The organism is Shewanella scandinavica, from assembly GCF_031932065.1.
Classification (GTDB): domain Bacteria; phylum Pseudomonadota; class Gammaproteobacteria; order Enterobacterales; family Shewanellaceae; genus Shewanella; species Shewanella baltica.
Genome location: NZ_JAUOES010000027.1, coordinates 47485 through 67720, shown reverse-complemented (window position 1 = coordinate 67720; position 20236 = coordinate 47485). Strand labels below are relative to the sequence as shown.

Here is a 20236-nt window from a genome sequence, read left to right as displayed (position 1 = left end):
AATCACCAAGCCGTTGGCGGTGGTGTAGACCACGCCATTGATGGTGACGGCCAAGGTGCTGTCATCGTCCAAATCGACGGTACCGTTGAAGACTAAGGTGTTGTCATTGGTGATGAAGTCGCTGCCCGAGGCGCCGGTGTCATCGGTAATGCTGGTGATCGCCACGGTGTTGCCGTCGCCATCTTGGTCAATCTGGGTGTCTACATTGCCATTATCAGTGGCTTTACCTGTATTGCCAGCAGGATCTGTTACTGTTGCTACAGCGGTATAATCACCTTCAGCCAGAGGGGTTGTGACGTCCACTGCGTAGGTGCCATCTTCATTAACCGTCGTTGTTAATGTCTGTTCTGCACCTGTGCTATCTGTGACAACAATCGTAATTGTGCTACCTGGCGTTGCATCTGACGAACCAGTAATAGTAGGGGTGGTATCTTGTGTATTATCGGGTGCATCTACAGTGATGTTAGGTGCTGTGATATCCACGCTACCGTCATCGGTGGCTGTGCCGGTATTACCTGCTGAATCTGTAACTGTCGCTGTTGCTGTGATAGGGCCTTCGGCGACAGGATTGGTAACATCCACAGTATAAGTACCGTCAGGGTTAACCGTGGTGGTTAGCGTCTGCTCAGTACCAGTGCTGTCGGTGACAACAATTGTTATGGTGCTACCTGGAGGGGCATCTGTAGTGCCCGTGATTGTCGGGGTCGTGTCATTGGTTACATCGGGAACATCAACGGTAATATTTGGTGCTGTGTTATCAACATTACCATTATCTGTGGCTTCACCTGTATTGCCTGCTGGATCTGTCACTGTTGCTACAGCGGTATAGCCGCCTTCAGCGAGTGGATTAGTGACATCTACGGAATAGGTGCCATCAGGGTTTACTGTGGTGGTGAGAGTTTGCTCTGCACCTGTGCTGTCGGTGACAACAATCGTAATAGTGCTACCTGGCGGTGCATCAGTCGAACCTGTGATCGTTGGTGTAGTATCTTGGGTATCATCAGGTGCATCAACAGTAATTGTTGGCGCAGTCGTATCAAGTAGTGCTGAATCACTGCCTTCTGGAGATGTGTTACCGGCACTGTCTGTGATAGTCGCCACAACTGTAATCGTTTCGCCTTCACCGGGAGCAGGAAGGTTGAGATTCACAAAGCCATTGTTGATATCTTCCTGAGTCAGTGTGTAGTCAACACCATTAACAGTCAGCGTATCGCCAACATTTGCACCTGTGCCATCTAAGCCAATAGTGACATTGACCTCAGTATTGCCAGCTAGCTCTTCGTTACTGATAAAACCATCATTGTTTGTATCTGTATTGATAGTGACACTAGGCCCCCCATCGGCGACTGGTGTGACATTGATGGTTAATGTTGCTGAAGAGCCAGTGTTGGTGGTGTAAGTAATAACAGGAACTTGGCCATTCCAGTTTTCATTGGGCGTAAAGGTATATGAGCCATCGGCGTTTAACACTAAAGTGCCGCCTTCGAGCGTGACTTCAGTTCCTGCTGTATAAGTGGTACCGCCGACTTCGAAACTCACAACACTTAAGGTTGAGTCCACATCACTGTCATTATCAAGTACGTTGCCTGTAGCAGCTGTATCTTCATCGACTGTATTTGAATCGTTGACCAGAACAGATGGATCATCTACAGGCGAGATATTAATGGTAAGAGTTGCGCTTGCACCCGTGTTAGTGGTGTAAGTAATAACAGGAACTTGGCCATTCCAGTTTTCATTAGGTGTAAAGGTATATGAGCCATCGGCGTTTAACACTAAAGTGCCGCCTTCGAGTGTGACTTCGGTACCTGCTGCGTAAGTGGTACCGCCGACTTCGAAACTCACAACACTTAAGCTTGAGTCTACATCATTGTCATTATCGAGTACGTTACCTGTGGCAACGGAATCTTCATCGGTTGTATTGCTGTCATTGGCTAGTGCCGATGGGGAATCTGCAGCAATGGTCAGTTGTGGATCATTGGCCGTAGTGCCTGTTAGTGCTTGACCTGTAGTTGAATATCCTGATGTGGCTAAGACTTCGCTACCACTGCGAGCGAGAGTGACATAGCCAGAGTTACCGTCACGGCCTGGAGTGTTCCCTGCTGCGGTTTCTGGAAGATTCTGAGTTGGGTCTTCACCGGATGCAATAAGATCTTGTAATGCTTGGATTTCATCTAAGGCGGCCGCGTCAGTGGCGTTGGTGGCTACTGCGGGTTCGTTGGGGGCAACTTCGTTCGATAGCTTAGTGCCATCGTCGAAGGTGATCTCATAGGTCGCGTTTTCGTCAATATGGAGCACAGCACCTTTTGGGAGTTGTTCGCCATCCTTAGCGGGTTGATTTGAACCATCAACTTCGACATTGATTTGCCCTTTTACTAACTTAAGCAAACCTTTCTTTGATGTAATTACCGATCCCATAATTAGCTCCCAACAGCCAAAGTGTGTTAATTCCACAGACGCACAAATCCAACATATGTGTTGGATTGTGATACAAGTGGTCGAATTTTAGCTAACAAAGTGTCACAAGTCAATTTTTTGACACGTCTGTATTGCTTGTTCCGACTGGGGTTTGCGAGATGTTGGATATAAAAAAGACAGGATTCAGATGTGTAACTAGATGTAGTAGATATATTTATAAAAAGGGCTGCATTTAGTATTTTTCAACTTTGTAGTTAAGTATATTTATAACAAATTAATTAGGATTGGAAGGTTAATTTTTTATGAAAACGACACAAACCGACCTAGTGAGTCTCGTTTTTGAGTTCGAATGAAGCAAGAACCTTCGTGAGTGGTAAACGCCGTGACTCACAACAGTGCAAATCACGGCGTTATCTTTATTGATGTCGTAGAGCTATAAGTTAACTGCTTGGCGATAGCTTTGATTGGCGTGACCTTGTTCGCCTAACTGTTCTTGAATCCGTGCGAGCGCCAGCCATGAGGCTTTTGTTGGTTCGAGTCGGCAAACATTCTGCAAGCAGCTTCTGGCTTCTTTCATATCCCGCGTTTGCTGATAAAGCTTAGCTAAGCACATCTGGTAGTCCGCATTATTCTCATGGGTGACTTCATGCTTGAGTAACTGTTTACGGATCTCTGTGTCTTGGGCTGTCGCGATTTCAGGAATTGCATGTAAAAGTGCTGGCTCGGGAGAGGTTCGTAACTTTTTCGCGATTAGTTTCAGCGCTTGGTCTTTGCGATTAAAGCGGCATAAACCCATGGCATAAATCGCCAGAAAATCAGACTGATTGCGTTCACTGCGGGATAACCACTGCCAGCATTGCTCTAAGGCTTCTTCACCTTTGATGGCTGCGGCTTTGAGTAACGCGCAATTTGTTGCGATATTGAGCTCATTCAGCTGAGCATCATCGAGGATCTGACGCTTCTTCAAAATAGGTATTAACAGCTTGAGTGCATCCCAATCCTCTTGGGTTCGGTATAACTCAAGGGCGAGTTTGAGTACTGGCGCTTTACTCTTGCTCGTCGGTGCTAATTTATCCAGCTCGGTGCGGGCTAGGGCTAATTCCCCTTGCTTTAAAAGGTATCGAGTGCGAGTGGTTGCGACGGCATTCGCGGCAAGAGGTTGCGCTGCAGCGCGATCAAGATATTGATCTCGCTCGGCTATTTTTTGTTGATACTGAGCGGCACGGGCCGCAGCAAGTAAATTAAGTGCAGGGAGCTCGCCGTTGTCAGCGCCCTTTATCATGGCGCGTTCCGCTGCTGGCCAATCTTCTTCAGCCAGAGCCAGTGCACCCATTAAGGTATGTTTTTTAGCCGAGCGACGGCGCCAGTGATGGGGAATAAAACGACTGCGCAGCATCAGGTTGATGGCGCTAATCACTAGCCATTCGAGTACTTGGAATACGGCATAAAATACAATTAACGCAATGATCCCAAAGACTAAGCTGGTCTCAATCTGGTAGTCACCCGCAGCGATATAGACATAACCTGTATTACCAACCAACCAAGGGCTGATACAGAGCCCTATTAGCACAATCCCTAAGAAAATTAATATTTTGATCATAGTGGCGCATCCTCTGAGGAGGTCAGCTCGCCATAACTAGTCAGCTGTAATAACAGAGGTTTAGCTGCAAAAGATTTCAGGGTAATAGGATCAAGTTCTAAGGTTGCTAATTTATCTATTTCGGCGATGGCCTCAGCTGTCTTGTGATCTTGCGTATCAAAATAGGTTTGGATCCACTTGCGCGCCATCATCAATGATTGGTGATAAGCCGCTCTGTCATAGCGATATAACGCAAGTTGCGATTGCAGCAGTTTATGGCGAATGTTTTCCACCAGATACCATTGCTGTTCTGGTGCGAGTAAAGCGGGCGCATCGGCGGTTTTGTGGCGTATGGTAATAAAGTCTTGGGTTAACGCTTTCCACGTTTTACCCAGATTGCTCTGCCAATCATTCAAATCCCCAGTAATCGTTGTATCTTCTGGCGCATCGGTTTCTGCGTCGGTGCGATTCAGTGACAGTTTATCGAGTTGTTCAATTAAGGCATCGAGCGCCAATACATTGCCATCAATATCTGTGGTTTTAATGCTGGCCGTGGCGGCGATGTCTTTTGCTAATGCCTTACGAATAGGCAGTAACGCCGGATTGTTCATGGCGGCGATGGTTTCATCCGCCGACTTTAATAGATCGGTGGCGGTGCGGGGATCTTTCTCTAACCAAAGTTTACGGCCCGCCATATTCACGAGATATTCGGCTTCAGAGGCCATCCAATGCGTTGGGCTGCGCTGGGCCAGTTTATTGACCCTGTCCTGCAGTTGATTTTGGTCTTCTGCCAATTTTGTTAATTCTTGATAAGTCTTAGCATCATTCAGTTGTTGCTGTTCAAGCTGGCCAATACGTTGATTTGGCTGCAACAGCGCTTGCTGTAATTGGTCCTGCAGGGCGATATTTTTCGCATCCTGCGCCAGCAGTTGCTGTTGCATCTGTTGGTACAGCATAAAACCGCCGCCAAGGGCACAAGCGGTTAAACCCAGCGCTAATAAAACCCCAAAGCGAATCGCCCACGAGCTTCTATTGGATGCTGGCGTTTGGCTCGGCGCGGTTGAAGGGCTGGCTTTGGCTGTTTGGGATTCGGTGGATGACGCTGATGTTGCGGACATGTCATCGGTTGTTTCCGGTGACACAATAATAGCGGTAGCCTCTGATTCTGGGCTCTTTGCGTCGTGCTTGTTGTTATCCATTTAACAGTCCTTGAAAACATGCTACTGCCGAAATTCGAGTAAAATCGGGCTAAATAGCGCTCAGAGTTTAAGGGCGTTTAGCACGGCTTTGCTGTTGGCGGCATTGGCATTGGTGACTTGGGTTATACCAAAGGCGTGAGCTTGAGCTTCTACTCGGTTACTGGGGACTATGATATGACATGAGCGCAGCCATGCAAATAACTCTTTTGGCACTAAATTAATCAGGTTATCCAGTACTTCACCGCTGGTCACCACAATCGTGTCTATCCCGAAGGCTTGCCATTGCAGAGCTAACTGTTGACCATCGAGTGGCGGGCAAGCTCGTTGATACACTTCCCAATAGCGCAAATGTGCACCGCGCGCAGCCAGTTGTTCGGCTAAGGCTTCGCGGCCACCGACACCACGTATAATAGTAATCTGCTTACCTTTAATCTCTTGCAGCGGCGCGAGAGTGAGCAGCCCTTCGGTTTGCTGGCAATCATCAGGGGCTTCGAGGGCCGAAATGCCAAGTTGGTCTAATGCGTCCCAAGTCGCATGCCCTACCGCGAAGTACTGAGCTGGAGGCCAAGCTTTATGGGGTGGATTTGTAGTAGTTAAGGCGTTATCCGCAAAAGTCACAGCATTGGCGCTGATGCAGATAACCATATCGGCGTGTGCTAAAGGATGCGGGGTATTCGTTGCGATAGCGGGCGTTGCTTCGACATACAGCAGAGGTGTGACCCAGTGAGCAATGCCTCGTTCATTCAAGGCATCGACCATGGACTGATTGCGCCCCTCGGGGCGCGTCAGTAAGACTTTCATTGACTTAGGCTTTAGCGTAAACGGCGTCGAGAATGCTTTTGGCACCTTTGCTGAGTAACTCTTCAGCAAGGGCAACACCTAATTGCGTGGCTTCGGTTTTTGGACCTGTGATCACGCCTTCGATGATTTCGCTGCCATCGGGGTTACCGACTAGGCCGCGTAGCGTCATCTCGTCACCATCGATTTCAGCAAATGCGCCAATCGGCACTTGGCATCCACCTTCAAGGCGAGTGTTCATCGCGCGCTCGGCAAGAACACGGTAGCGAGTTTCTAAATGCTCTAATGGCGCCAGTAGCGCTTTAACACGTTCGTCGTTGATGCGACATTCGATACCCACAGCGCCTTGGCCGTTGGCGGGTAAGGATTCTTCGGCAGAAATAAAGCTGGCAATACGCTCAGACAATTTCAGACGGATTAAGCCAGCAGCGGCAAGAATAATGGCATCGTATTCGCCGTTATCGAGCTTAGCTAAACGCGTACCCACGTTACCGCGTAAATCTTTGATGATGAGGTCGGGACGTGATGCTCGTATCTGACATTGACGACGTAGGCTCGAGGTGCCCACAGTTGCGCCTAGTGGTAATTCGCTGATCGATTTATATAAATTCGATACAAAGGCATCGCGGGGATCTTCGCGCTCGCAAATCACTTCAAGACCTAAGCCTTCAGGGAAGTCGACTGGCACGTCTTTCATTGAGTGCACGGCGATATCGGCAAGATCGTCTAACATAGCGACTTCAAGCTCTTTGACGAACAAACCTTTACCGCCCACTTTGGCTAGCGGCGTATCTAAGATAACGTCGCCCTTAGTGCTCATTGGCAGCAATTCCACCACAATACCTGGGTGAATGCGTTCTAATTCGGCTTTAACAAATTCAGCTTGCCACATGGCCAGCGGACTCTTGCGGGTTGCGATACGTATGCGGTTCTCAGACATGCCTAGTTTCCATCAAAGATCTTAGTTGCGCCAATGCTAACATTGGCAAATCGTTTATGTAAGGAAGCCGTATCGATTCTTTGAAGTCGGCGATGTTCTACATAGCGTGAAAGTGTGATGCGCTTCACATATAGTTGCTCGTGTTTGCAAAAGTGTTAACATGAGCACACTTCTCATAAGTGTCTAAGTGTTGTGTTTTTGAATGGATCGGCAAATACAGTTTCCTGATATAGCTGAACGACTTAATAAGGTCCGCATTGCGCGCGCCTTGGCTTTGCTATCGCCGCTGCAAAAACACTTATTCCATTTGATCCCCTTTTTAATCCACCAGAACAGCGTTCAGTATCCCGGCTATCATGCCGCTAATACGCCCTGCGGAATTAATGAGTATCAGCTTAGCGAAATTGAATCCCAAGCCTGCGATGTTTTCTCGCTGCCTTTTATTATCCAAGAAGCGGACATCAATGCCTTTGATGGCGTATATGCCATGGGCAGTACTGGCAGTTTTGGCCAAAATACCAAGAGTGATGTCGATGTTTGGTTAGTGCATAGAGCCGATTTAAGCCCTGAAGAGTTAGCGCTGATCAGGATTAAAACCGATAGATTGACGGCTTGGTTTGCCGAGTATCAGTTTGAGGTGAACTTTTACTTAGTCCACCCACAACAGTTTTGTGGTGATCAAACTCTGCGTGGTTGTCTGTCAACTATGGCCCATGAGCACAGTGGCAGCACCCAGCACTGGTTGTTACTGGAAGAGTTTTATCGCAGTCAAATTCGTCTGGCGGGTAAAGCCATTGCATGGTGGCCTGACGCTAAACTCAATCCTGCACTCTTGTTTTTAGGCGATGTGCATGAATTACCTGCGAGTGAGTACTTTGGTGCTTCCTTATGGCAGCTTTATAAAGGTTTAGAAAAGCCCCATAAGGCGTTGATTAAAGTATTGCTACTCGAGGCCTATGCCAGCGATTATCCCAATTCAACGGTGCTTTGTGATCGCCTCTGGCAGAAAACCTTAGCCGGTGATTTTTCGACGTCGAACGATGCTTATTACTCTATCTACGAGATTATCGAAACCTATTTGTTCAAGCAGAATGATACCCGTCGGCTTGAGATTGCGCGGCGCTGCTTTTATCTAAAATGTGGCGTGCACTTGAGCCGCACGCAAGAGGGCAAAGATTGGCGTTATCCTAAGCTGCAAAAATTGGTGCAGGATTGGCAATGGCCCGACAGTTTGATCAGCACCTTAGATGATTGTGAACATTGGCACAGTGGTCAGCTCAATTGGTTTAACGAGCAGCTGAATGAGCTCTTGTTGGCGAGCTATCAAACCTTGCTGCGCTTCGCATCGACCCATGAGCTCAATGAAGGCTTGCGGATTGAAGAGCTGGGCATGCTCACCCGTAAATTACACACCTATTTTAGCCAAGATGAAGACCAAATCGCTAAGCTGAATCTGCTGTGGAGTGCCTCGGTCGCCGAGTCCGACGTGACTATTGTGTCAAGCTCGCGCGAGCGGCAATATTATCTTTATCGACAGGAGCCGCTGCCACAAAATTTGTTAGGTGAGTCGGCGATATGTAAGGGCAAAACCCCGTCCGCCTTGATGATCTGGGCATGTCTAAACGGAATTTCGACACCTGAAACACAATGGCACGAATACGGTCAGAGTAAGGCCAAGTCGAAACGGCTTACCGAAGCGTCTAAGCGGTTACTGAATTTTATCGACCACGATTGGCGCGTGTCGAAACGGGACTTATGCCAGCCGTGGCATTTTCGTAAGCTGATTTTTGTGCTTAATCTGGACTGCGATCCCACCATTGAATGGGGCGGACAGGAAATGATGGTCGATGTGATGAATGCTAACGTGTTCTCACTCGGGCGTAAAAAAGCCAATATGCTTGGCGCCTTAGATGCCATTTGTTTGAATAGTTGGGGCGAATGGCAGTGCCATCGTTTCGAAGGCGATACCGCGGTATTACAAGCCTTAGCCTTTGTGACGCCAGGACTCAGGCGGGCCAGCTTACCCGTTGACATGGATGTGATCAGTTGCTCGCAAAAATTGCGGCCACAGCTCAAGTTAGCGGTGAAAAATTTGCTTAAGCAAACCATGCGTTTGTGCCAAAAAGTGCAGCAATCCAGCACCTTAGTGCAACCGCTGCAAATAAGTCATACCCGCTATGGGATCTTTTTTAATCCCTTAGGCATGGCCTATCAGGATTTGAGCGATGCTAAGTCTTTTTATCAGCAGTTATCCCGCAGTCATCTTGTATTGCTGCCGCGGCCTGAATTGGGTGACGATCCCTTTTCGAGCATGCCTAAAGTGGTGCAGAACTATGCGGCGAAAGGGGCGATTCAATATTTTCTACGCCAACGAGTCGATAACTTGGATGTATTTATTCTCGATGAGGAAAATCAGCTGAGTCACTATGTACAGGCGGGGTCAAACATGGCCGAGTTAGTGAATAAAGTCAGTCATCACTATGTGTTCGATGAGCATTATGCTTCACGGGCGCGATTCAATATTCCGCAGTTTTTCCATCTAGTACGAGTGGCGGGGGAGTTAACTGTGGCGCCGTTCGGCATAGATATGAGTGACCAAGACACTGAGTTTTAAGCTGGGTTTTGAACATAAATAATGGGAGCCAAGGCTCCCATTATTGTTTTGCACTATTATGGCTTGCGCTACGACTGGCTTAGATTAAAAGCTAAGCTTAATTCCGCCTTGGCGCTCGATAGACTCTTGCACGAATGGCATAAACTCGCCGCCATTACGTCCGTCCATCCATTTACCTTCAACAAAACCAAAATGATATCCACCAAAACGTGTGGCTACCCAAATCTCATGCAAAGGTTCTTGCTTGTTGATCACTATCTTAGAGCCATCAACAAATTCTAATTGCAATACGTTGCCACTGGCATCGATATCAACATCGGCATCTTGCTCATCAATCGCAGTTTCAATCGCATTTTCTATGGCTTGGAACATGTCATCGGCGAGCTGGTGAAATTCTGTATCTGTAATGGCCATGCATTTCTGTCCTTTGCTTTCGTCAAGATGGGTGCGATTATAAGGCCATTAGTCACCAGATGCACAGATGTTGAGAAAAATGAGACTGTTTTTATTGTTATTGCTTGGTAGCCTATTCATTACGGCATGCGGCCAGAAGGGCCCCCTCTATCGATCGCCCGCCACAGAGGTGAATCAACCTAAAAAGGTTGATGAAGCTAAAACTGTGCCTGAAGTGGAAGAGATTAAAACCGAAATTAGAGCCATCGAAGCACAAAAAACACAACAATAACAATCGCTATAACTACAACGACCATCACTATAGCAGCGATAAAGCGCAGTAAGGAATCAGACATTGGATCACTTTCTCTACCAACAAAATGCCCTGCACGCCGAAGGCTGCCAGGTTGCCGATTTAGCTCAAACCTATGGCACACCGCTGTATATCTATTCCCGCGCCACGCTAGAGCGCCATTGGCATGCTTTTAATAATGCCGTGGCAGATCATCCACATTTGATTTGTTACGCGGTTAAAGCCAATGCGAACTTGGCTGTACTGAATGTGCTGGCACGTTTAGGCAGTGGTTTTGATATCGTGTCGGGCGGTGAGTTAGCAAGAGTGATGGAAGCGGGCGGCGATCCCGCTAAAGTGGTGTTCTCTGGCGTGGGTAAAACTGCGGCTGAAATGGAACAGGCACTTAATCTGGGCATTTATTGCTTTAACGTTGAATCGAGCGCTGAGCTTGAGCTGTTAAATCTGGTCGCAGGTCGTTTAGGTAAAGTCGCGCCTGTGTCCCTGCGGATTAATCCCGATGTGGATGCGGGAACCCATCCCTATATTTCGACTGGCCTTAAAGAAAACAAATTCGGTATTGCTATGGATGAGGCTGAAATCGTTTTCGCCCGTGCCCATGCGTTGCCACATTTAAAAGTGAAAGGTGTCGATTGCCATATCGGCTCACAACTGACTGAAATCAAGCCATTCCTTGATGCGATGGATCGTATGCTTGCGTTAATCGACCGTTTGGCCGAGCAGGGTATCGTTATTGAGCATTTCGATGTGGGTGGTGGTTTAGGGGTGACCTATGATGCCGAAACGCCGCCACATCCTGATGTGTATGCCGCTGCCATATTAGCGCGTTTGGGCGACCGTCAACTTAAGCTGATCTTCGAGCCGGGCCGTGCGATTGCCGCCAATGCGGGGATTTTTGTTACTCAGGTGCTGTATCTTAAAGAAAACAGCGACAAGCGTTTTGCGATTGTCGATGGCGCGATGAATGACTTGATTCGTCCCGCACTCTACAGTGCATGGCAAAATATTATCCCAGTCGTGCCAAGGGACTCAGAAGCCTATGAGTTTGATATTGTTGGCCCAGTGTGCGAAACCGGTGACTTTTTAGGTAAAAATCGCCAGCTCGCGTTAGCCGCGGGTGATTTACTGGCGGTGCGTTCGAGTGGTGCCTATGGTTTTGCCATGGCCTCTAACTACAACACGCGTCCTCGTGCGGCTGAAGTGATGGTGGATGGTGAGCAGGCTTTCTTAGTGCGTGAGCGAGAAAAATTGTCTCAGCTCTGGCAAGGTGAGCAACTCCTGCCGTAAACTAGAAAAATTATATTGATTCAGGCGCTTGGTTTCATACTTTATGAGCGGCGCCTCGGCTTAAAGGATAAGTATCTTGATCCAATTCACTAAGATGCACGGACTGGGCAACGATTTTATGGTGGTCGATGGGGTCACGCAGAACGTGTTCTTTTCGCCTGAGCAGATCCGCCGTTTAGCCGACCGTAACTTTGGCATAGGTTTCGACCAACTACTCTTAGTTGAGCCGCCCTATGATCCCGATTTAGATTTTCATTATCGCATCTTCAATGCCGATGGCACTGAAGTCGAACAATGCGGCAATGGCGCCCGCTGTTTCGCCCGTTTTGTGCGTAATAAAGGCCTGACAAATAAGAGTAAAATCCGTGTCAGTACTTCGTCTGGCAAGATGACTCTGCGCTTAGAGCGAGACGGTACTGTTACCGTGAATATGGGCGTGCCGATCCTCGAACCGAGTCAGATCCCCTTCAAAGCCAAAAAACCTGAAAAAACCTATTTACTGCAAACACCTATGCAAACCTTTTTGTGTGGCGCGGCTTCTATGGGTAATCCCCATTGCGTGCTCGACGTTGAAGATGTGGCGAGCGCCTCCGTTGCTGAAATTGGTGCCATGCTCACTAAGCATGAGCGTTTTCCACGTGGTGTGAATGTGGGATTTATGCAAGTGGTAGACTCAGGCCACATTAAGCTGCGGGTGTATGAGCGCGGCGCGGCCGAAACCTTGGCCTGTGGCACAGGCGCATGTGCAGCTGTAGTTGTAGGTCAAGTGCAAGGAAAGCTCGGCCAGCAAGTGCGGGTGGATTTACCCGGCGGCACCTTAACCATCAACTGGGAAGGCGAGGGTAAACCTTTGTGGATGACGGGCCCTGCGCAGCACGTTTACGATGGACAAATTCAGTTATGACAGAGCCCTTGATGCCGCAGACGGATGTGCCTTTCGATGAGTTGATTATTCGCGAATATCTGCTGGATAATCCCGACTTTTTTAATCGCTATCCCGAGCTGCTGCTGGCGATGCGCTTGCCTCACATGGAACGCGGCGCCATCTCTTTGGTGGAACGTCGCCAAGAAATGCTGCGCCAGCGAGTGAGCCAGTTGGAAGAAGAAATCACCAGTCTGTTAACCATGGCGGCGCGTAACGAGAAGATTTACCAATTCAATACTGAGTTATCCTTTCAGCTATTAAATTGTGCCGATCTAGTGTCACTTAAAGAAGTGTTGGCCGACAGTTTGAAATTACAGTTTAATTTCAGCCATGTGCGTTTGATCAGCGTTCTCGATACCGATATGAAGGCAATATGGGATCAAAGGCTGCATAAAGGTCACTATTTTGGCCGACTCACGCAGCAAGAGGCTAAACGCCTATTTGGCAGCGAAGTGGGGTCAGTGGCACTGACGAAATTGTCGGAAGACAACCCAGTCATTTTTGCTATTGCCAGCCAAGATGCCACCCATTTTCATCCCGATATGGATAACATGCTGCTGGAACAACTGCGGCGTTTGCTGGCGCACATGCTCGCTAAGCTGTAACGGCTATCGAGCGATTGTGCTCACTCAAGGCTTAGCAAAACCCATGAGGAAACCGATATGAGTACGCAAACAGCCGAAGTGTCGGCGCTTAATACTCAATGGTTACACACCTTTGAACGCTATCTGAGTACCGAGCGGCAGTTGTCGGCCCATACAGTACGTAATTACCTTTACGAGCTTAATCGCGGTAGTGATCTCTTGCCTGACGGCGTGCATCTACTCAATGTAAGTCGCGAGCATTGGCAGCAAGTATTGTCTAAATTGCACCGCAAAGGCTTAAGCCCGCGATCGCTTTCACTGTGCTTATCTGCGGTAAAACAATGGGGTGAATTTTTGCTGCGCGAAGGTGTGATCGAGCTTAATCCTGCCAAAGGCTTAAGTGCTCCCAAACAAGCCAAACCGCTGCCGAAGAATATCGATGTCGATGCCATCAGTCACTTGCTCGACATTGAAGGTACAGATCCGCTGAGTCTGCGGGATAAAGCCATGATGGAATTGTTTTATTCCAGTGGTTTACGTTTAGCGGAACTCGCCGCGCTTAATTTATCCAGTGTGCAATACGATTTGAAAGAAGTGCGAGTCTTAGGTAAAGGCAATAAGGAACGTATCGTCCCCGTCGGTCGTTTAGCGATTGCTGCTTTGCTGAATTGGCTCAATTGCCGAAAGCAGATCCCCTGTGAAGATAACGCCTTATTTGTAACCGAAAAAGGCAAGCGACTCTCCCATCGTAGTATTCAGGCGCGGATGGCGAAATGGGGGCAAGAGCAGGCATTATCGGTGCGCGTGCATCCACATAAACTGCGCCACTCCTTTGCCACTCACATGTTAGAAGCGAGCGCCGATCTGCGGGCGGTGCAAGAATTATTGGGCCATGCGAACCTAGCGACCACGCAAATTTATACCAGTTTGGATTTCCAACACTTAGCTAAGGTGTATGATAACGCCCATCCTAGAGCGAAAAAAACACAGGATAAATAATGCGTTGCTATCTTAGACCTCAAAATATTCAAGCGATCAGTTTCGATCTCGACGATACCCTGTACGACAATTTACCGCATATTTTAAATGCCGAAGCCGAGCTAGCGACGTTTCTGTTGCAGACTTATCCATTGTCGCAGGCGTGGCAAACCCATGATTGGCGCAGGCTAAAGCTGCAACTGCTGCAGCAAAATCGCGAGCTCGCCCATGATACCAGCGCAGCCCGTTTGGCAACGCTTCGCCAAGGGCTAATACAGCTAGGGTATTCGGCCGTCGAAGCCGAACGCGGCGCCGAGCAAGGATTGGCGTGTTTTTATTTTCATCGCAGTCATTTTCAAGTATCTGACGAAGTGCTCTTGTTACTCAAACGCCTATCGCAGCATTTTAGATTAATAGGCATCACCAATGGCAATGTGGATGCCGAGCGAATTGGTTTAGGCGATGCCTTCGAGTTTGTGTTGCATCCAGGCAATGGCGTGCATATGAAACCCGCAAAAGACATGTTCGAATTGGCCTGCTCGCGATTAAATATTTCACCGCAGCATTTACTGCATGTTGGCGACAGTATGAATGCCGACGTTCGTGGTGCGCGGTTGGCTGGGTGCCAGTCTGTGTGGTTGAATCCGAGTTTTGGCCGAGTCGATTCCTTACCTATTGCGGCCTTGTTACCCCATTTAGAAATTAATGCTCTCGATGCGTTAATCAAAGTGCTGGCTATCGACGCAAACTAACTCTGTGGGCAGCATTGAATCTGCCTCTTTGCTAATCCAGAGTGATTGAGATCAAGGTTTGTTCCCAAAATTTGCACTAGAGTGAAGCCTAATATTACTGAAGTCACTGACTAAGGCTGTGTTATGGCGCGTATCGGGTTGTTATTACTGCTCACTTTATGTTGGATAGCGCCGGTATCGGCCCATGAGATCCATTCGGGTGGCGGTTTCATGTCGGGTTTTAATCACCCCGTATTAGGCTTTGATCACTTGCTGGCTATGTTGAGTGTGGGCATGTTGAGCACCCAGCTCGGTGGCCGCGCAATTTGGACTGTCCCCTTAGCATTTGTCACCTTTATGTTGGTTGGCGGGATTTTAGGCTTATACGCCATTGCCGTTCCCTTCGTTGAAATGGGCATTGCCCTCTCGGTATTGTTACTCGGTCTTGCCATCGCTTTTGATCGTCAAATCCCATTGCTATTTGCCATGGCCTTTGTGGGCGTATTTGCGATTTTCCACGGACATGCCCACGGCGCCGAAATGCCAGCATTGGCAAGCCCGGTTTTGTATGCTCTAGGATTTTTATTTGGCACTGCGGTAATCCATTTAGGCGGCGTAATGATAGGCCTTGGAATGCAGCGGATGACAGGACAACGTAACCTAATGCGTGTCACGGGCGCAGCTATTGCGGCCATGGGCGGTTATTTGTTAGCTGGATTTTGACGTAATAACATGTCGGATTAACGCGCCTTGAGCTGCTTCATGCAAAGATGGGCGCGGCGTAACAGTAGATTGACCTGCCGACGGCTCGCATGCATGTCGGCATCTCCCACCCTAAAATAACTCCCAGTGTAAGGATCGCCGCCGACATAGATAGGTTTGAGCTGCTCAGGCGCCAGCGGTACGCGGATACGAATCAGCTTTTTATTCATAATTTCAATGATCTGCACATCTGAAATCGCCAAAATATTATGGCTAGTACGGCTAGGATTATCGAGTATCTCCCAAAACTCTTGTAAAACAGGAAGCGGATTGGGAATACCTTGAATGCTGAAATGGCCACGTTCTTCGCGCACCCCTAGGATGATCTCGCCACCTAAAGTGTTGGCAAAGGAGCTATAAGTCGCCCAAATATCTTCGGGTAATTGACCTTGGCCGTCGCGTCCACCTGCGAGTTTAAACTCTACTTGGGCCGATTCGTGTAAGTCGGCAATTTCATCGAGTGCAAATGATTGAAATGTCATGGCAGCTTATCCGTCAGCGACACATGACTTGTTGTAGCACGTCAACAATTGAAAGGCCAGACTTAGGTCCGGCCTCAAGATTCTGCGGATGACCGTAATTCAGGGGCATCACAGCAGCAACATTTAATCGATTATTGAGCGAGACCTAATGCCTTAGGAAATAGAATATTGTTTTCTAAGTGAATATGCTGATGTAAATCAGCCTCAAATTCCGCTAGCGTGGCATAACACACACGCCACGTAGTGCAAGCATGTTCCGGTGGTGTGAAGTCGTTCGTGAGCTCGTGTAATTTTTGCAAGATCAAACCGACTTCTTCATGTTCGTGCTGCATCGCATTGATGGGATTACCAATATGGCCAAAGCAAGTTTCAATGTGCTCTGCTTGACTCAAACCGCGTATCGCCGGAAACAGTATTTTCTCTTCTTTCATTAAATGCGGCATCAGGTCTTCTACTAAAGCACGTACCCAACCCGCAAAGGGAACTATTTCGGCATAGTGCTCACTGTGGGCGCGGACCATCTTCTCGGAGTATTCGACCAATAACGGTGCTTTTTCGCGCACGTATTGATGGTGCGTTGATTCTATATATTCAATAAGTAGATCTAAGGGTAATTGATTCAATTCATCTTCTTTGCTGCCAGTCAGTGTTACCGCATTCAGCGCAGCAACCACTTTTGCGGGATCTATTTCTGCACGCTCGCAGGCGATCGACAGCGGTTTACCGCCGCCACAACAGAAATCGATACCAAATTGGCTGAACACATGGGCGCGGCGAAAATCTTCGGCAACTAACTCACCGACTTTTCGTGCTAGCCAGTGGCTATCTTGAGCGCTCTCACTGAGCTCTGAACCTTGACCAAGTTGTGAATCATGGCGAGGTTGATAACCCACACCATGAACTGAGGGTTGTGCATCTTGCGGGATAGAAGTAGCAGACATGAATAGCTCCAAAGCAGCAATAAATTTACATTCATATTATTTGCAGCTTTAATGCGTAGCAACTAAACCCGACTAAAATACTCAGGATTTGCTGATGGTGTCACAGTTAACCGAGCGAAATATCTCTTAAGGAGTAGGTCGCCTGACTTATTTGTAGCTGGCAAATTGGCTCTCGAAACGTTGAGATACTGAGTGACGATCACGCCAAAGCGTTTCATTTTTTATCACTTAATTCGGAAGCGACAACTTGGCCTTGTTTAGTGTATTCGTACAACTGGGTAGGTTTTGCCCGCGGTAATTGCGACAGGCCCAAAAGGGGCCGAATCGACCATCTTTCAACAGCATATCGCCGCCGCAGAGGTTACAAAGCGGTGATATATGTCCACAAGCCTCATTTAGGCACACCTTAAAGCCTGCAAAACGGTTACGCGTCATTGGGCTAGCGCAGAGTTCGCAGCCTTGCTCCTTGTGATCGCACAAGGGAAAATGTGAGCAAGAATAAAACGATTTAAAATTCCCTGTTCTAGGCTTAAGCGTTCCCGTGCTACAACGCACGCATTTTACTTCTTCAAATAACCTTTGTACTAAAGAGGTGTTGAACTCATCTTGTTCAATTGGGTAGTCTTTTGTAAGCAGTTCAGTGACGAAAGGGCTCACATCTGTCATATCAGCAATCACATAGACACGGTGTTTTGCCCGCGTTAATGCGACATAAAATAGTCGGCGTTCTTCTGCAAATTCAAATGCTTCAGTTTTAGGTAAAAAAGCATCCAGTATCGGCGGCGTAATTTTCATCGACGGAAAGCCATGCATTCCCGTCTTCATCCCCATGATCACCACATAATCGGCTTCTTTCCCTTTCGAAGCGTGAAATGATTGGCACTCAATCTTCACGTTGGGGTACTTAGCCTTGAGTTGGTTAACTTGGCTGTTATCGGGTAACTGAAACCAAAAACGTGCCAGCAAATAGACGCTTGGTAAGCTGCTAAGTTTGTCATTTCCGGCGTTTATCCTTGCACTTATTGCCGTTAATGCTTGTTCCAGTGCATTCTGGCTTGGCTCATCTTTATTGGGTGGTTCATTTTCTCCGCGGCGTAATATTGAAACCGCGGGGGAGGCGACCTGCTTGAGGGAGCGAATATCCTTGCTCAATTGTGTGGGATTTTGGGTGACAAACTGGGTAGCGACTTGCCCAATACTGCTGTTAAACCTAAAAGTCAGATCTAAGTCGCTTTGGGTGGTTGGGCCAAAATAGTGAGTAAATTGCGTGGTTAAACTCACATCTGCGCCGCTAAAGCGATAAATCGCCTGCCAGTCATCCCCGACACAAAATAAAGACGCCTGCGCTTTAGAATGGGGCGCACAGGAATCCCTCAAAGCACGCACTAAGCGGGCACGTGGTTCTGAAATATCTTGGAACTCATCCACCATAATAAAACGCCACGGGCTAATAAATTGCCCGCGTTGTAGATACGTCAGCGCTTTGCCAATCATGTCCTCAAAATCAATGTCGCCATTTATTGCTAAATGTTGCTCATAGCGCGTGAGTATGGGCTCAAGCAGTTCGAATGCCTTACGCGTCTGCTGAGTATCGGCGGCGCGGGCAAATACTCCCTCAAGACCATGTTCATCAAGGCAAGTTGCTTTATATAGGCCAATCAGCTGACTAAACATTTTTGCCAATTCGGTTACGCGGCCTAGTTCATGCAGGGTGGCGAGTATGGCTTCATCGGGTAAGGGCGCGTATTGCACTTTAAAGATCTGTAAAGCTTGCTCAAGCTTACCGATTAACGACCCGTTTTTATGTTGGTAATAAAATAGCTCAATACACTTAGTACCATGTTGTTGATGTAGCTGGCGTTTCCATGCCATCGATTCCAAGTACTTTTGGTTATCGATATAAGGGGCGGTATTGTGGTGTTCATCAATACCATAGTATTCAAGATAAACTTGATATTCAGGCAGATAGAAATCGGGTTGATACTGACGAAAATCAATACTGCGCACATCATGCTCATACTTAGCTTCATAAACATATTCGATGCCGTTGCTAAATAGCCAGTTGGCAATGTAAAGCTCACCAAAGCTTTTGACTCGCTCACCTTTAAGACTGCGAATATCGTTGTCATTCAAGTATTGAAAATACTCACCTTCCACCTCGAACTCGAACGGGCTTTTTTCAACATAATAGAAACGGCTGAAGTACTCGAAAAGCTGCTTACGGTAAGCCACATCTTCAATCAAAGTCTCAAGGGTATTGTGCACCCACAGCGCTTTGGCTTTGTCATCTTCTGCCCAAGGGGACAAACTGGGTTTAGCGCGCTCAACATCGGCGATAATTTTTAAGCCTAAACTGTGGAAAGTACTCGCCTTGATATCCTCAGTGCCAAGCTTGTTTTTCATCCGCTCATCCATCTCGTCAGCCGCTTGACGGCCATAGGCTAACAGCAGTATTTCATCGGGTTTTGCTTGACCACTCTTAAGTAAATATCCCGTTCGCCCGACCATCACACTGGTCTTGCCCGTGCCTGCACCTGCCAATAGCAAGTTATTGTTATCATCGATAATACAAGCTCGGCGCTGTTTTTCGGTTAAGGGGTTAGATTCTACACGCTCAAAATAGTCGGCAAATTTAACGAGCTGAGACTGAACGTAATCTTCGCGCAGCTGCTTTACATCGGCGCGAGTCCAGTGGTGGATTTGCTCAAGCCTCGCTAACACAGAGCGTAAATGTGTCGCTAATGGCAGGTTTTCACACCAAGGGAACCAACGCTGATATTCGCGCGCGACTCTGGCTTGTATCATTGCTAAACGTGATTCACGTAAATAAGTGTGTGCCAGTATTTTATCGACTTTCGCCACTAACTCAGCAATGCGCGGCCCGTTGGCATTCGCCCAAAGCAGTGCGATTTCATTGCCAAATTGATGCTGTGCAAAATAGCTAAGAAACGGCAGTTGATAGGCTTTGCCAGATACTGTGAAACTGAGTAAATATCCGAGCGGACTTAAGGTAAAAACTGGCGGAGAGTCCAGTTGCTGCAAGGTAAAGCATTCGTCAGCGGCTACTTTGTTAGCGCGGCGAGAGTGAGCAAAAAAGCCGCCTTTAGTGCGATTAATGCTAATACCACTGGCGCTGAGTTTTACCGCATCAGCTTTGCCAATAAAGAAATGGCCAAACCAACTGTGCTTGATATCTTGTTCAGAGTGAGTCAATGACAATGTAAAACCTACGGCTAAAAAGTTTTAGAATTAACAGGCTGATTTTTAAATGCATTATAACTTAAAACCCGATAGC

At 47.8% G+C, this 20236-nt stretch carries 17 protein-coding genes; 8 read left to right on the top strand and 9 right to left on the bottom strand.

The annotated features are described in order from the left end of the window. The 5 genes from Q4Q50_RS18780 to hemC all read right to left on the bottom strand — a co-directional run. Positions 1-2415, bottom strand: a 2415-nt coding sequence (locus Q4Q50_RS18780; protein ID WP_311900592.1) for a retention module-containing protein, incomplete at its 3' end; no start/stop codon positions are given. A 433-nt stretch (positions 2416-2848) separates the two neighbouring features. After that, a complete protein-coding gene (locus Q4Q50_RS18775) occupies positions 2849-4015 on the bottom strand; it encodes a heme biosynthesis HemY N-terminal domain-containing protein (protein ID WP_311900590.1) in 1167 nt (388 codons plus the stop codon). Further along, on the bottom strand, positions 4012-5193 hold the full coding sequence (locus Q4Q50_RS18770; protein ID WP_311900588.1) for a uroporphyrinogen-III C-methyltransferase: 1182 nt from the start codon (positions 5191-5193) through the stop codon (positions 4012-4014). Before Q4Q50_RS18770 ends, Q4Q50_RS18775 begins: the two co-directional genes overlap by 4 nt. A 60-nt stretch (positions 5194-5253) precedes the next feature. Beyond that, positions 5254-5994 carry a uroporphyrinogen-III synthase gene (locus Q4Q50_RS18765; protein ID WP_311900587.1) on the bottom strand — a complete coding sequence of 247 codons (741 nt, stop codon included), beginning with the start codon at positions 5992-5994 and terminating at the stop codon, positions 5254-5256. A 4-nt stretch (positions 5995-5998) separates the two neighbouring features. Further along, positions 5999-6931, bottom strand: a complete 933-nt coding sequence (gene hemC / locus Q4Q50_RS18760) for a hydroxymethylbilane synthase (RefSeq protein WP_006083428.1) — start codon at positions 6929-6931, stop codon at positions 5999-6001. Positions 6932-7133: 202 nt separating this feature from the next. Between hemC and Q4Q50_RS18755 the strand changes: the two genes are divergently transcribed. Continuing rightward, on the top strand, positions 7134-9545 hold the full coding sequence (locus Q4Q50_RS18755; RefSeq protein WP_311900585.1) for a class I adenylate cyclase: 2412 nt from the start codon (positions 7134-7136) through the stop codon (positions 9543-9545). A gap of 84 nt (positions 9546-9629) precedes the next feature. On the opposite strand, the gene cyaY is transcribed toward Q4Q50_RS18755, so the two are convergent. Next, positions 9630-9959, bottom strand: a complete 330-nt coding sequence (gene cyaY / locus Q4Q50_RS18750; protein ID WP_006083426.1) for an iron donor protein CyaY — start codon at positions 9957-9959, stop codon at positions 9630-9632. 79 nt (positions 9960-10038) lie between these two features. On the opposite strand from cyaY, the gene lptM reads away from it, so the two are divergent. From lptM to Q4Q50_RS18715, 7 genes are all read left to right on the top strand, one after another. Continuing rightward, positions 10039-10230 carry an LPS translocon maturation chaperone LptM gene (gene lptM, locus Q4Q50_RS18745; protein ID WP_006083425.1) on the top strand — a complete coding sequence of 64 codons (192 nt, stop codon included), beginning with the start codon at positions 10039-10041 and terminating at the stop codon, positions 10228-10230. 63 nt (positions 10231-10293) lie between these two features. After that, positions 10294-11538 (top strand): diaminopimelate decarboxylase, encoded by a 1245-nt coding sequence (gene lysA, locus Q4Q50_RS18740; protein WP_006084396.1) that lies wholly within the window; start codon positions 10294-10296, stop codon positions 11536-11538. A gap of 76 nt (positions 11539-11614) precedes the next feature. After that, the gene (gene dapF / locus Q4Q50_RS18735; RefSeq protein WP_006083422.1) at positions 11615-12442 is read left to right on the top strand and encodes a diaminopimelate epimerase; all 828 of its coding nucleotides are present in this window, start codon (positions 11615-11617) and stop codon (positions 12440-12442) included. Next, entirely contained in the window at positions 12439-13068 is a 630-nt protein-coding gene (locus tag Q4Q50_RS18730; RefSeq protein WP_011848049.1) for a DUF484 family protein, read from the top strand. The genes dapF and Q4Q50_RS18730 overlap by 4 nt, the downstream gene beginning before the upstream one ends. A 57-nt stretch (positions 13069-13125) precedes the next feature. Further along, positions 13126-14046 carry a tyrosine recombinase XerC gene (gene xerC, locus Q4Q50_RS18725; protein WP_311900583.1) on the top strand — a complete coding sequence of 307 codons (921 nt, stop codon included), beginning with the start codon at positions 13126-13128 and terminating at the stop codon, positions 14044-14046. Next, positions 14046-14777 (top strand): HAD-IA family hydrolase, encoded by a 732-nt coding sequence (locus tag Q4Q50_RS18720; protein ID WP_259507226.1) that lies wholly within the window; start codon positions 14046-14048, stop codon positions 14775-14777. Before xerC ends, Q4Q50_RS18720 begins: the two co-directional genes overlap by 1 nt. Positions 14778-14900: 123 nt before the next feature. Beyond that, positions 14901-15479, top strand: a complete 579-nt coding sequence (locus tag Q4Q50_RS18715; RefSeq protein WP_311900582.1) for a HupE/UreJ family protein — start codon at positions 14901-14903, stop codon at positions 15477-15479. A 17-nt stretch (positions 15480-15496) separates the two neighbouring features. On the opposite strand, the gene Q4Q50_RS18710 is transcribed toward Q4Q50_RS18715, so the two are convergent. The 3 genes from Q4Q50_RS18710 to Q4Q50_RS18700 all read right to left on the bottom strand — a co-directional run bounded on the left by Q4Q50_RS18710 (position 15497) and on the right by Q4Q50_RS18700 (position 20160). Next, positions 15497-16000 carry an AlbA family DNA-binding domain-containing protein gene (locus Q4Q50_RS18710; protein ID WP_311900581.1) on the bottom strand — a complete coding sequence of 168 codons (504 nt, stop codon included), beginning with the start codon at positions 15998-16000 and terminating at the stop codon, positions 15497-15499. Positions 16001-16131: 131 nt separating this feature from the next. Then, complete coding sequence (gene ric, locus Q4Q50_RS18705) at positions 16132-16941, bottom strand: iron-sulfur cluster repair di-iron protein (protein ID WP_311900580.1); 810 nt, start codon at positions 16939-16941, stop codon at positions 16132-16134. 228 nt (positions 16942-17169) lie between these two features. Beyond that, on the bottom strand, positions 17170-20160 hold the full coding sequence (locus tag Q4Q50_RS18700) for a UvrD-helicase domain-containing protein (protein WP_311900579.1): 2991 nt from the start codon (positions 20158-20160) through the stop codon (positions 17170-17172). Positions 20161-20236: the final 76 nt, after the last annotated feature.

What these genes read in the sequence shown, in the direction of transcription:
- Q4Q50_RS18775 (WP_311900590.1), bottom strand. Translation starts at nt 4,015, where the DNA reads ATGATCAAAATATTAATTTTCTTAGGGATTGTGCTAATAGGGCTCTGT.
- Q4Q50_RS18770 (WP_311900588.1), bottom strand. Translation starts at nt 5,193, where the DNA reads ATGGATAACAACAAGCACGACGCAAAGAGCCCAGAATCAGAGGCTACC.
- Q4Q50_RS18765 (WP_311900587.1), bottom strand. Translation starts at nt 5,994, where the DNA reads ATGAAAGTCTTACTGACGCGCCCCGAGGGGCGCAATCAGTCCATGGTC.
- hemC (WP_006083428.1), bottom strand. Translation starts at nt 6,931, where the DNA reads ATGTCTGAGAACCGCATACGTATCGCAACCCGCAAGAGTCCGCTGGCC.
- Q4Q50_RS18755 (WP_311900585.1), top strand. Translation starts at nt 7,134, where the DNA reads ATGGATCGGCAAATACAGTTTCCTGATATAGCTGAACGACTTAATAAG.
- cyaY (WP_006083426.1), bottom strand. Translation starts at nt 9,959, where the DNA reads ATGGCCATTACAGATACAGAATTTCACCAGCTCGCCGATGACATGTTC.
- lptM (WP_006083425.1), top strand. Translation starts at nt 10,039, where the DNA reads ATGAGACTGTTTTTATTGTTATTGCTTGGTAGCCTATTCATTACGGCA.
- Q4Q50_RS18730 (WP_011848049.1), top strand. Translation starts at nt 12,439, where the DNA reads ATGACAGAGCCCTTGATGCCGCAGACGGATGTGCCTTTCGATGAGTTG.
- xerC (WP_311900583.1), top strand. Translation starts at nt 13,126, where the DNA reads ATGAGTACGCAAACAGCCGAAGTGTCGGCGCTTAATACTCAATGGTTA.
- Q4Q50_RS18720 (WP_259507226.1), top strand. Translation starts at nt 14,046, where the DNA reads ATGCGTTGCTATCTTAGACCTCAAAATATTCAAGCGATCAGTTTCGAT.
- Q4Q50_RS18715 (WP_311900582.1), top strand. Translation starts at nt 14,901, where the DNA reads ATGGCGCGTATCGGGTTGTTATTACTGCTCACTTTATGTTGGATAGCG.
- Q4Q50_RS18710 (WP_311900581.1), bottom strand. Translation starts at nt 16,000, where the DNA reads ATGACATTTCAATCATTTGCACTCGATGAAATTGCCGACTTACACGAA.
- ric (WP_311900580.1), bottom strand. Translation starts at nt 16,941, where the DNA reads ATGTCTGCTACTTCTATCCCGCAAGATGCACAACCCTCAGTTCATGGT.